Annotated in this window: 11 protein-coding genes; 8 read left to right on the plus strand and 3 right to left on the minus strand. The window is 65.1% G+C overall.

The window, feature by feature from the left end; all coding sequences use genetic code 11:
* Positions 1 to 6: 6 nt before the first annotated feature.
* The 3 genes from AC1D09_RS00625 to AC1D09_RS00635 are packed head-to-tail and all read right to left on the minus strand — an operon-like array spanning position 7 to position 3,532.
* Entirely contained in the window at positions 7 to 1,179 is a 1,173-nt protein-coding gene (locus AC1D09_RS00625; RefSeq protein WP_477661518.1) for an esterase-like activity of phytase family protein, read from the minus strand.
* A gap of 55 nt (positions 1,180 to 1,234) precedes the next feature.
* Positions 1,235 to 2,728, minus strand: coding sequence for a glycerol kinase GlpK (gene glpK / locus AC1D09_RS00630; RefSeq protein WP_477661519.1), 1,494 nt, complete (start codon positions 2,726 to 2,728; stop codon positions 1,235 to 1,237).
* A 36-nt stretch (positions 2,729 to 2,764) separates the two neighbouring features.
* Positions 2,765 to 3,532: a DeoR/GlpR family DNA-binding transcription regulator gene (locus AC1D09_RS00635; RefSeq protein ID WP_477661520.1), complete on the minus strand. Its 768-nt coding sequence runs from the start codon at positions 3,530 to 3,532 to the stop codon at positions 2,765 to 2,767.
* 300 nt (positions 3,533 to 3,832) lie between these two features.
* Between AC1D09_RS00635 and AC1D09_RS00640 the strand changes: the two genes are divergently transcribed.
* The 8 genes from AC1D09_RS00640 to rplN all read left to right on the plus strand — a co-directional run bounded on the left by AC1D09_RS00640 (position 3,833) and on the right by rplN (position 12,288).
* Complete coding sequence (locus AC1D09_RS00640) at positions 3,833 to 4,918, plus strand: ABC transporter ATP-binding protein (RefSeq protein WP_477661521.1); 1,086 nt, start codon at positions 3,833 to 3,835, stop codon at positions 4,916 to 4,918.
* Positions 4,905 to 5,984, plus strand: coding sequence for an ABC transporter ATP-binding protein (locus tag AC1D09_RS00645; RefSeq protein ID WP_477661522.1), 1,080 nt, complete (start codon positions 4,905 to 4,907; stop codon positions 5,982 to 5,984). Before AC1D09_RS00640 ends, AC1D09_RS00645 begins: the two co-directional genes overlap by 14 nt.
* On the plus strand, positions 5,981 to 6,871 hold the full coding sequence (locus tag AC1D09_RS00650; protein WP_477661523.1) for a carbohydrate ABC transporter permease: 891 nt from the start codon (positions 5,981 to 5,983) through the stop codon (positions 6,869 to 6,871). The genes AC1D09_RS00645 and AC1D09_RS00650 overlap by 4 nt, the downstream gene beginning before the upstream one ends.
* Complete coding sequence (locus AC1D09_RS00655; protein ID WP_074579302.1) at positions 6,868 to 7,680, plus strand: carbohydrate ABC transporter permease; 813 nt, start codon at positions 6,868 to 6,870, stop codon at positions 7,678 to 7,680. The genes AC1D09_RS00650 and AC1D09_RS00655 overlap by 4 nt, the downstream gene beginning before the upstream one ends.
* 13 nt (positions 7,681 to 7,693) lie before the next feature.
* On the plus strand, positions 7,694 to 8,002 hold the full coding sequence (locus tag AC1D09_RS00660; RefSeq protein ID WP_477661524.1) for a DUF2160 domain-containing protein: 309 nt from the start codon (positions 7,694 to 7,696) through the stop codon (positions 8,000 to 8,002).
* Between the two features lie 108 nt (positions 8,003 to 8,110).
* The gene (locus AC1D09_RS00665) at positions 8,111 to 9,841 is read left to right on the plus strand and encodes an ABC transporter substrate-binding protein (protein WP_413326977.1); all 1,731 of its coding nucleotides are present in this window, start codon (positions 8,111 to 8,113) and stop codon (positions 9,839 to 9,841) included.
* Positions 9,842 to 9,977: 136 nt separating this feature from the next.
* Positions 9,978 to 11,567, plus strand: coding sequence for a glycerol-3-phosphate dehydrogenase/oxidase (locus AC1D09_RS00670; RefSeq protein ID WP_477661525.1), 1,590 nt, complete (start codon positions 9,978 to 9,980; stop codon positions 11,565 to 11,567).
* A gap of 352 nt (positions 11,568 to 11,919) precedes the next feature.
* On the plus strand, positions 11,920 to 12,288 hold the full coding sequence (rplN, locus tag AC1D09_RS00675) for a 50S ribosomal protein L14 (protein WP_007869247.1): 369 nt from the start codon (positions 11,920 to 11,922) through the stop codon (positions 12,286 to 12,288).

Consider the following 12,288-nt stretch of genomic DNA (forward strand, 5'->3'; position numbering starts at 1 on the left):
GCGTTGTCAGTCCAAAAATTCAAAGGCCAGCCACTGGCTGATTTGCCGGGGGCTGAAGTTGTCGTCGCTGATGAACATCAGGCTGCGGCGCCCGTTGGGAAGCACCGGGCCCCAGCTCATGCTCTCGCTATTGTCCAGCTGTTTGAGCCGCGGGCCGGCGCCAGGGCCGGTAAAGGCCGAAAAATCCGCCAGCAGGGTTTTGCCGGCCGGCCGGTAAGCGCCCGGCCGCAGGGTGGGAAGCTCCAGCGTGTCGCCGGCCTGGCGGGTATCGATCAGGTAAAGGCGCAGCGAATTGCCCGAGCCCGTCACGTAGGCCCGCTCCAGCACCAGCATGCGCTCGGCGTCCAGCATCAGGATTTCCGCCACGCCGTTGTCGGCAAAGGCGGTGGGCGGCACGGGCGCGCGCGGGATGGCGTCGGGTACATAGGCAATCTGCCGCAGGGCCTTGCCGCTGGCCAGGTCTATCTGGGTGAAGCGGCAGGGGCCGCCCGGCGCCTCTACGCTGGGCACGGGGCCGTCCTGCAGCAAGGCGTTTTCCATGGCGATCCAGGCCGTGCGGCCGTCGGGCGCCAGCGCCAGGCCTTCGAGCGTCAGGTTGCCGCGCGGCCCCGCGCCGGCCTGGAAATTGAACATCGCCGGCAGGGCGAATTCGCGCACAAAGCCGCCGTCGGGACGCGCTTCGCGCAGCCAGGGCGCGGTGCCGCTGGGCGCATGGCCTTCGCTGGTCCACAGCAGGGTGTTGCTGGCCGCGCGCCAGCGAATCGCTTCCGGGTCGGGCACCGGCCCGCCCCGCAGCGCCGAAGGATAGGGGCTACCGTCAGCCTGGCGCAGCGTGGCCACGCCCAGCAGCTCGGGCGCGCCCAGGCTGTCCATGCCCAGCGCGATGCGCGCGGTGTAAAAGCGCGCCGGGTTGATGCTGGAGCTGTCGTCGCTGATCAGGTAATAGAGGTCGCCGGCCGGGTCGTAGTCCATGCCCGACAGCCCGCCCACGGTGCTGCCCTGGAATTGCAGGCGGTGCGCAAAACGGGATTCGCCGATCAGGCGCAGGCGTGCGCGGGGCGGCTGGCCCGCCGCGGGCGGCAACGGCGGTGCCGCGCAGCCGGCCAGGCCCAGCACGGCGGCCGCGCCGGCGCCGAGGATGAGCCGGCGCTTCGAAAGAGACGTGGCGGGGGTGTTCATGCGGCCAGTCTAGCGGCCGCCCCTGTGGGAAATGTGACAGCGGCGCAGGCAGCGTTCACTGCAGCACGGTCTGCCGCACCGCCTGCTCCCAGCGCGCCATCAGCTCGGCCGCCCGGTCCGCGCCCAGGGTGGGCAAAAACTTGCGCTCGGCGCGCCACATGCCCGAGAGTTCTTCGGTGCTGCGGTACACGCCGCTGGAAAGCCCCGCCAGGTAGGCGGCGCCCAGCGCGGTGGTTTCAATCACGGCCGGGCGTATCACCGGGATGCCCAGCAGGTCGGCCTGGAACTGCATCAGCAGGTCGTTGACGCAGGCGCCGCCGTCCACGCGCAGCTCGGCCACGGGCGCGGCGCCGGCGCCGACCGCGTCGCGGCTCATGGCCTGCAGCAAGGCCGCGCTCTGGTAGGCGATGCTTTCCAGCGCGGCGCGCGCGATGTGGGCGACGGTGGTGCCGCGTGTGAGCCCGGTGATGGTGCCGCGCGCGTCGGGTTTCCAGTAGGGCGCGCCCAGGCCGGTGAAGGCCGGCACCATCATCACGCCGCCCGAGTCGGGCACGCTTTCGGCCAGCGCCTGCACTTCGGCGCTGCCCTTGATGGCATGCAGGCCGTCGCGCAGCCATTGCACCACGGCGCCGCCCACAAACACGCTGCCCTCGATGGCGAACTGGGTTTGTGCGCTTGGCTGGGCCGCACTGGTGGTCAGCAGCCCGTTGTGGGAAGTCTGGAACTGCCCGCCCGTGTGCATCAGCATGAAGCAGCCCGTGCCGTAGGTGTTTTTCGCCATGCCGGCCTTGAAGCAGGCCTGCCCGAAGAGGGCGCTTTGCTGGTCGCCGGCGACGCCGCCGATGGCAATCGCATGGCCCAGCAGCTCGGGCCGCACCTCGCCGTAATGCGCGCTGGAGGGCAGCACCTGGGGCATCAGCGAGGCCGGGATGCCCAGCAGGTCCAGCAGTTCCGTGTCCCACTGGTTGTTGTGCACATTGAACAGCATGGTGCGCGAGGCGTTGCTGACGTCGGTGGCGTGTAGCGCGCCGCCCGTGAGCTGCCACATCAGCCAGCTGTCTATGGTGCCGAAGGCCAGTTCGCCGCGCTCGGCCTGCGCGCGCGCGCCGGGCACGTTGTCGAGCAGCCACTTGAGCTTGGTGCCTGAAAAATAAGCATCAACCAGCAGGCCGGTTTTGGACTGGATCAGTTTTTCCTTGCCCTGCTCGCGCAGTTCGGCGCAGGTGGCTTCGGCGCGCCTGTCCTGCCAGACGATGGCGTGGTGCACCGGCTGGCCGGTCTTGCGGTTCCAGAGGGCGGTGGTTTCGCGCTGGTTGGTGATGCCCAGCGCGCGTATGTCGCCGGCCTTGATGTTCGCTTTGGCCAGCACCTCGCGCGCCGTGGCCAGCTGGGTGCGCCAGATTTCATTCAAGTCGTGCTCGACCCAGCCGGGCCGGGGGTAGATCTGCGGCAGCTCCTGCTGCGCCAGGGCCACGATGTGGCCGTGTTCGTCAAACACGATGCTGCGGGAACTCGAGGTTCCCTGGTCGAGGGCAAGGAGGTAGGTCATGCGCTGGAGTGTATGAAAACCGCTGTTGCCCGGCGCTCAGGAATGGGCCACTTCGCAGCTCACGTCCGCTTCCTCCAGCAGGGCCGGGAAGGGCTCGGGCGGCGGCATGTCGGTGAACAGCCGGTCAATCTGTGAAAGCCTGGCCAGCTCGACCATGGCCGGGCGGTTGAATTTGCTGCTGTCGGCGGCCAGCCAGACCTCGCGGGCGTGCTCGATGATGGTCTGCGCGACCTTGACCTCGCGGTAGTCGAAGTCGCGCAGCGAGCCGTCGGGCTCTATGCCGGAAATGCCGATGACGGCGATGTCGACGCGGAACTGGCGCATGAAGTCCACCGCCGCCTCGCCCACGATGCCGCGGTCGCGCGCGCGCACCACGCCGCCGGCCACGATGACCTCGCAGTCGGTGTTGCCGCACAGGATGGCCGCCACATTGAGGTTGTTGGTGATGACGCGCAGTCCCTTGTGGTTCAGCAAGGCCTTGGCGACGGCTTCGGTGGTGGTGCCTATGTTCAGGATCAGCGAGCAGTCGTTGGGGATGCGCCTGGCAACAGCCTCGGCGATACGCGCCTTGCCTTCGGCATTCAGGCTTTCGCGCTGGCGGTGCGCGATGTTTTCAATGGTCGACGTGGGCACCCGCACGCCGCCGTGAAAGCGCGTCAGCAAGCCGGCTTCGGACAGGCGCTGCACGTCCCGCCTGACGGTCTGCAGGGTGACGTTGAGCTTGTCGGCAAGCTGCTCGACGGAGGCCGAGCCGTGGGCGCGGACCACGTCAAGAAGCTTGATTTGCCTGGGATTGGAGTTCACGCGGGTCCAAGTCTGGGGGGATCTAAGGGGAAATCGGGGAATTAAAAGGACCTAAGAATGACAGCTGTATGGCCTTGGGGAAACTTTATATCGAAACAAAAGGAAACAGATAAGGGAAAACAATTAGATAAAACAATCAGAAAGGAAGAAAAATAGAAAAAAACCGAACTTATCAAGTTCCGTCTGCAAATCCTCGGGAGACGCTTTCTTGTTGACTGTTTCAAATTTCTTGCCTGTCCCGGCGCCGGCCGGGGTGTGTGGCGACCTGTTCCGGCCCCAGCGGGGCGGGGGAGCGGCGTGATGCAGCTGTCCCTGGACCAGATCAGCAAAAAGGTCGGCGCCGAGCAATGGCTGTACGACATGAGCCTGGCGCCGCGCAGCGGCGAAGTCACGGTCTTGCTGGGCGCCACGCAGGCCGGCAAGACCAGCCTGATGCGCATCATGGCCGGCCTGGACGTCCCCACGCACGGCAAGGTCCTGGTCAACCAGGCCGACGTGACCGGCATGCCGGTGCGCGAGCGCAACGTTGCCATGGTCTACCAGCAGTTCATCAACTACCCCTCGCTGCGCGTGGCCGACAACATCGCCTCGCCGCTCAAGCTGCGCGGCGAAAAAGACATAGAGCGCAAGGTGCGCGGCCTGGCCGAGCGCCTGCACATCGACATGTTTCTGGACCGCTACCCGGCTGAACTCTCGGGCGGGCAGCAGCAGCGCGTGGCCCTGGCGCGTGCGCTGGCCAAGGGCGCGCCGCTGATGCTGCTGGACGAGCCGCTGGTCAACCTCGACTACAAGCTGCGCGAGGAATTGCGCGAGGAACTGACCCAGCTCTTCGCCGCGGGCGACTCCACGGTCATTTACGCCACCACCGAGCCCGGCGAAGCCCTGCTGCTGGGCGGCTACACCGCCGTGATGGACGGCGGCGAGCTGCTGCAGTATGGCCCGACGGCCGAGGTTTTCCACGCGCCGCAGTCGCTGCGCGTGGCAAGGGCCTTCAGCGACCCGCCCATGAATCTGGTCGCGGCGCTGCCCGCCGCCCAGGGCCTGCAGCTGACGGGCGGCCCGGCGCTGGCGCTGAAACTGCCGGACGCGCCGGCGCAGCGCCTGGCCTCTTTCACGGCAGGGATTCGCGGCAGCGCCCTGCGTATCACGGCCCGCGAAGGCGACGTGGCACTGCTCGGCAAGGTCGAGCTGGCCGAGATCTCGGGCTCCGACACCTTTGTCCACGTGGCGACGACCGTGGGCGAGCTGGTGGCGCAGCTCACGGGTGTGCACTACTTCGATCTGGGCGCGCCCGTCACCCTGTACCTGGACCCGGCGCAGGTTTATGTTTTCGACGCCGAAGGCGCGTTGCTTTTGGCTCCACGGAGGTCGCATGGCGCGCATTGACCTGGACCTGGCCCATGCCTACCGGCCCAACCCGCGCGAGGATAGCGACTACGCGCTGCTGCCGCTGAACATGAGCTTTCGCGACGGCGGCGCCTACGCGCTGCTGGGCCCCTCGGGCTGCGGTAAAACCACCATGCTCAACATCATGTCCGGCCTGCTGGTGCCCTCGCAGGGCAGCGTCAAGTTCGACGGCGTGGACGTGACGCGCGCGACGCCGCAGCAGCGCAACATCGCGCAGGTTTTCCAGTTCCCGGTGATCTACGACACCATGACGGTGGCCGAGAACCTGGCCTTTCCGCTGCGCAACCGCAAGGTGCCCGAAGAGCAGATCAAAAAACGCGTGGGCGAAATCGCCGAGATGCTGGACATGAGCGGCCAGCTCAACCAGCGCGCGGCCGGGCTGGCGGCGGACGCCAAGCAGAAGATCTCGCTGGGCCGCGGCCTGGTGCGGCCCGACGTGTCGGCCGTGCTGTTCGACGAGCCGCTCACCGTGATCGACCCGCACCTCAAATGGCAGCTGCGACGCAAGCTCAAGCAGATCCACCACGAGCTCAAGCTCACGCTGATCTACGTCACGCACGACCAGGTCGAGGCGCTGACCTTTGCCGAAGAGGTGGTGGTGATGACGCGCGGCCGCGCGGTGCAGACCGGCTCGGCCGACGCGCTGTTCGAGCGGCCCCGCCATACCTTTGTCGGCCACTTCATCGGCTCGCCCGGCATGAACTTCCTGCCGGCCACGGTGTCCGGCGGCGCGCTGCGCGTCGCGGACCGGCCGCTGGCGCTGCCGCCCGGGCGCGCCATGCCCGACGGCGAGCTCAAGCTGGGCGTGCGCCCCGAGTATGTGGTGAAGACCGCGCCCGGCGACCCGGCGGCGCTGCCCTTTACCGTCACGCTGGTGCAGGACATAGGCACGCACTGGATGCTGACGGCGCGCATCGGCGAGCACACCCTGAAAGCCCGCCTGAACCCCGCCTCACGCGCACCGCAGGTCGGCGAAGAGATCTGGCTGCAGGTCATGGGCACGCACACCTGCCTGTACCTCAACGATGAACTGGTGGAAGCATGAGCACGACGACGAAGCCTGTTAACCAGAAGGCCTGGCTGCTGGTGCTGCCGGTCATCATCTGCGTGGCCTTTTCCGCCATCCTGCCGCTGATGACGGTGGTCAACTATTCGGTGCAGGACATCATCTCGCCCGAGCGCCGCGTGTTTGTCGGCACCGAGTGGTTTGCGTCCGTCATGCGTGACGAGGATTTGCATGCGGCGCTGTGGCGGCAGCTCACGTTCTCGCTGGCGGTGCTGGCGGTCGAGATCCCGCTGGGCATCGCGCTGGCGCTGTCCATGCCGGCGCAGGGCTGGAAAGCCTCGCTGGTGCTGGTGCTGGTCGCCCTGTCGCTGCTGATCCCCTGGAATGTGGTCGGCACCATCTGGCAGATCTACGGCCGGGCCGACATAGGCCTGCTGGGCGCGATGCTGCAGAAGGTGGGCTTTGACTACAGCTACACCGGCAATGCCACGCACGCCTGGATCACGGTGCTGATGATGGATGTCTGGCACTGGACGCCGCTGGTGGCCTTGCTGGGTTACGCCGGCCTGCGCTCGATTCCCGACGCCTACTACCAGGCCGCGCGCATAGACGGCGCCAGCAAGTTCGCGGTGTTCCGCTACATACAGCTGCCGAAAATGCGCGGCGTGCTGATGATCGCCGTGCTGCTGCGCTTCATGGACAGCTTCATGATCTACACCGAGCCTTTTGTGCTCACGGGCGGCGGGCCGGGCAATGCCACGACCTTCCTGTCGCAATACCTCACGCAAAAAGCCGTCGGCCAGTTCGACCTGGGCCCGGCGGCGGCTTTCTCGCTGATTTACTTTTTGATCATCCTGCTGCTGTGCTTCATCCTCTACAACTGGATGCAGCGGGTGGGTACGCAGGAGAAGGAGGGCGTGGAATGAACACACCGAAATTCCAGGCTCGCACGCTGTTCCTCATCGCCTACATCCTGTTCGCGCTGCTGCCCATCTACTGGATGGTCAACATGAGCTTCAAGACCAACAGCGAGATCCTGTCGAGCTTTTCCTTCTTTCCCCAGCAATTCACCTGGGACAACTACAAGACCATCTTCACCGATCCGTCCTGGTATTCGGGCTACATCAACAGCCTGATCTACGTCGCCATCAACACGGTGATCTCCATCACCGTGGCCTTGCCGGCCGCCTATGCGTTCTCGCGCTACAGCTTCCTGGGCGACAAGCATGTGTTCTTCTGGCTGCTGACCAACCGCATGACCCCGCCCGCGGTGTTTTTGCTGCCCTTCTTCCAGCTCTACACCACGGTGGGCCTGATGGACACCCACATCGCGGTGGCGCTGGCCCACCTGCTGTTCAACGTGCCGCTGGCGGTGTGGATCCTGGAGGGCTTCATGAGCGGCATTCCGCGCGAGATCGACGAGACCGCCTACATCGACGGTTATTCCTTCCCGCGCTTTTTCACGCGCATCTTCCTGCCGCTGATCAAGGCCGGCGTGGGCGTGGCGGCGTTTTTCTGCTTCATGTTCAGCTGGGTGGAGCTGCTGCTGGCGCGCACGCTGACCAGCGTCAACGCCAAGCCCATCGTCGCGACCATGACGCGCACGGTGTCGGCCTCGGGCATGGACTGGGCCACGCTGGCGGCGGCCGGCGTGCTGACCATAGTCCCGGGCGCCATCGTGATCTGGTTTGTGCGCAACTACATCGCGAAGGGTTTCGCGATGGGCAGGGTCTAGAAGGAGATGACAGATGTTTGAGTGGATGGCCTGGACGACGCCGGTGGCGGTTTTTTTCAGCTGCATCGTGCTGATGCTGGTGGGCATGACGGTGTGGGAGATCAAGTCGCCGACGACGATGCGGCGCGGCTTCCTGCCGCTGGAAACCACGCGCGGCGACCGATTGTTCATAGGCCTGCTCAGCGCGGCCTATGTGAACCTGATTTTTGTCGGCATCAGCGGCAAGCTGGCCGGCTGGCTGGGGCTGGAGGCGGACCCCTCCATCTGGATCAGTTTTGTGCTGTCCATGGTCTTGCTCGCATGGATCATGCGCAAGGGCTAGGCAGGACGTGAGGAAAAAAGAAGTGCGCAGAAAAAGGAACCCGGCTCATATTCCCCGGAGCCGAACAAGCCTTCAACCACGGGGAGTGAACCAATGAGGAGACAAGTCATGAAGATGCGTTATACGGCACTGGCAGTGGCCGCGGTGTGTGCCATGGCCAGCCCCGGCTGGGCCGGCGAGGCCGAAGCGAAGAAATGGATCGACAGCGAATTCCAGCCTTCCACGCTGTCCAAGGACAAGCAGCAGGCGGAGATGAAGTGGTTCATCGACGCGGCCAAGAAGCTGCAGGCCAAGGGCGTGAAGGAAATCTCGGTGGTGTCCGAGACCATCACCACCCACGAGTACGAATCCAAGACGCTGGCCAAGGCCTTTGAGGAAATCACCGGTATCAAGGTCAAGCACGACATCATCCAGGAAGGCGACGTGGTTGAAAAACTGCAGACCTCCATGCAATCGGGCAAGTCGATTTACGACGGCTGGATCTCCGACTCCGACCTGATAGGCACCCACTACCGCTACGGCAAGATCCTGGCGCTGTCCGACTACATGGCCGGCGCGGGCAAGGAATACACCAACCCGGGCCTGGACCTCAAGGACTTCATCGGCACCAGCTTCACGACGGCGCCCGATGGCAAGCTCTACCAGCTGCCCGACCAGCAGTTCGCCAACCTTTACTGGTTCCGCGCCGACCTGTTCGCGCGCAAGGACCTGCAGGACAAGTTCAAGGCCAAATACGGCTACGACTTGGGCGTGCCGCTGAACTGGAGCGCCTATGAAGACATCGCCGAGTTCTTCACCAACGACGTGAAGACCATAGACGGCAAGCCCATTTACGGCCACATGGACTACGGCAAAAAGGATCCGTCGCTGGGCTGGCGCTTTACCGACGCCTGGCTGTCCATGGCCGGGACCGCCGACAAGGGCATTCCCAACGGCATGCCGGTGGACGAGTGGGGTATCCGCGTGGCGGCCGACAAGTGCACGCCGGTGGGCGCCTCGGTGGCGCGCGGCGGCGCCACCAATTCGCCGGCCGCGGTGTACGCGCTGACCAAGTATGTGGACTGGATGAAGAAGTACGCACCCAAGGAAGCCAGCGGCATGACCTTCGGCGAGGCCGGCCCGGTGCCGGCCCAGGGTCAGATCGCCCAGCAGATCTTCTGGTACACGGCCTTTACCGCCGACATGACCAAGAAGGGCCTGCCGGTCGTGAACGCCGACGGCACGCCGAAGTGGCGCATGGCGCCCGGCCCCAACGGCCCCTACTGGAAGCAGGGCATGCAAAACGGCTACCAGGACGTGGGCTCCTGGACCTTCTTCAAGGACCATGATGCCAACAAGGTCGCCGCCGCCTGGCTGTATGCGCAGTTCATCACCTCCAAGACCGTTTCGGCCAAAAAATCGGTGGTGGGCCTGACCTTCATCCGCGACAGCGACATCCACCACGAGTACTTCACCAAGAACGCCGCCAACTACGGCGGCCTGATCGAGTTCTACCGCAGCCCGGCCCGTGTGGCCTGGACGCCGACCGGCAACAACGTGCCCGACTACCCCAAGCTGGCGCAGCTCTGGTGGAAGAACGTGGCGCAGGCTGTGACGGGTGAAAAAACGCCGCAAGGCGCGATGGACAACCTGGCCGACGAGATGGACCAGGTGATGGGACGCCTGGAGCGCGCCGGCATGGCCCACTGCGCGCCCAAGCTCAACCCCAAGAGCGACCCGGCCAAATGGCTGAGCGACAAGGGCGCGCCATGGGCCAAGCTGGCCAATGAAAAGCCCAAGGGCGAAACCATCAACTACGACAAGTTGCTGCAGGCCTGGAAAGACGGCAAGGTGCGTTAAACCGCGGGGCCGTGCGGCGCTTGGGTGCCGCACGGCCCTTTTTTGCGGATGAGGGCGGCGCTTGCCGCCACGGCGCTGGGGTAAGCTCGTCGCCACTTTAAAAAAATGGGTTTGTATGGAACGGGAATCAAAGCCCATGTCGACTGAATTCGCACCTGCTGCCGCCACGCGGCGCCAGGACTTGATGGACAGCCTGGCCGCGCCTCGCCACTACGACATCGCCATCATCGGCGGCGGCGCCACCGGCCTGGGCGTGGCGCTTGACGCCGCCGCGCGCGGGTTTTCCGTGGTGCTGGTGGAGTCGCACGACTTTGCCAAGGGCACCTCCTCGCGCGCCACCAAGCTGGTGCACGGCGGCGTGCGCTACCTCGCGCAGGGCAATATTTCACTGGTGCGCGAGGCCTTGCTGGAGCGCACCACCTTGCTGGCCAATGCACCGCATCTGGCGCAGCCGCTGCCTTTTGTCATGCCTTCCTACAAATTCTGGGAGGCGCCGTTCTACGGCATAGGGCTCAAGATGTACGACGCGCTGGCCGGCAAGGCCGGCCTGGGCGCGACCGAATTCCTCAATCGCCAGGAAACCCTGGCGTATTTGCCGACGGTGCAGCCGCGCGACCTCAAGGGCGGCGTCAAGTACTGGGACGGCCAGTTCGACGACGCGCGGCTGGCGCTGGCGCTGGCCCGCACAGCCGCGCGCCAGGGAGCGCTGCTGGTCAATTACTGTGAGGCCACCGGCCTGATCCATGAAGGCGGCAAGCTGGCCGGCCTGCATGCGCGCGACCAGGAAACCGGCCGCACATTTGAGATCCGCGCGAGCTGCGTGGTGAACGCGGCCGGCGTCTGGGTGGACCAGCTGCGCCTGCAGGACGGCCAGGCCATAGGCCGCGACACCAAGCCCATGGTGGCGCCCAGCCAGGGTGTCCATATCGTGGTGGACCGCTCGTTTTTGCCCACCGACCATGCCCTGCTGGTGCCCAAGACGGCCGACGGCCGGGTGCTGTTTGCCGTGCCCTGGCTGGGCAAAACCATTTTGGGCACCACCGACACGCCGCGCCACGACCTGGCCCGCGAGCCGCTGCCTTTCCGGGAAGAGGTCGATTTCATCCTGCGCGAGTCGGCGCGTTACCTGAGCCGCGCCCCGGGCCCGGCTGACATCAAAAGCATTTGGGTGGGTCTGCGGCCGCTGGTCAAGCCGCCGGACGAGGATGCCGGCAGCACCCAGGCCCTGTCGCGCGAGCACACGGTGCTGGTCAGCAAAAGCGGCCTGGTCACGGTGACCGGCGGCAAATGGACCACTTACCGCGCCATGGCGGAGGACGTGCTGGACAAATGTTTTGGCGCGGCCCTGCTGCCCGCGCGGGCCGCCAGCACCACCGCGCATTTGAAGTTAGTTGGCGCTCACAACTCGGGTCATAAGATCAGCGAGGCCCCCGGCCCTCATCTATATGGCAGCGAGGCGGCTTCCCTGGACAGCCTGCCGGGCGCCGGCCACGAGCTGGGCGGCGGCCTGACCGAGGCCATGGTGCGCTTTGCCGCCCGCCATGAATATGCGCGCACGGTGGAAGACGTGCTGGCGCGGCGTTCGCGGCTGCTGTTCCTGGACGCCGCGCTGGCCCGGACCCTGGGGCCGGAAGTGGCGGCCCTGCTGCAGCAGGAAAACGGGGTGGATCCGCAGCTCGACGCATTTTTGGCGCTCTGCGGCCAATACCTGAGCCTGCCCGACTGAGTACTGCCCTGAATCGCTCCGCTTTTTATAGCGGACTTTTCTTTCTGGTATTGATGCCAGGCTAGATTTCATCCCTGAAATTCACTCCCTCGGGGGCACCGGTTCCAGCCGCGGCTTTGCGGTTCCTGGGCCGCCAGGCCCGCATGCAAAAGCGCTGTTGGGATATTTTCACACCAGCCGGTTGACACTGCCAGGCGATTCAGTGATAATCGTGGGCTTCGCTCTAAAAAGGCGAGGAATTCTGCCTAACGGAAGCATCACAAGTGGTTTGTGGTGTGGACGACAGGCCCAAGACTGATTGGCTGGCGATCTCAAGGGATTGTCTTCCGGTGCAAGTTGGGAACACATTTAAATGATTCAAACGCAATCCAAGCTCGATGTTGCTGACAACACGGGTGCCAAGTCCGTGATGTGCATCAAGGTTCTGGGCGGCTCCAAGCGCCGGTACGCCAGCGTTGGTGACGTCATCAAGGTGAGCATCAAAGAAGCCGCTCCGCGTGGCCGCGTCAAAAAAGGCGAGGTTTACAGCGCTGTGGTCGTTCGCACCGCCAAGGGCATCCGCCGCGGTGACGGCTCCCTCGTCAAATTCGATGGCAACGCAGCCGTGTTGCTTAACGCCAAGCTGGAGCCTATCGGCACCCGCATCTTCGGACCAGTGACGCGCGAACTGCGCACTGAAAAGTTCATGAAGATCGTGTCCCTGGCTCCTGAAGTTCTGTAA

The organism is Polaromonas sp. P1_A2 (assembly GCF_056406895.1).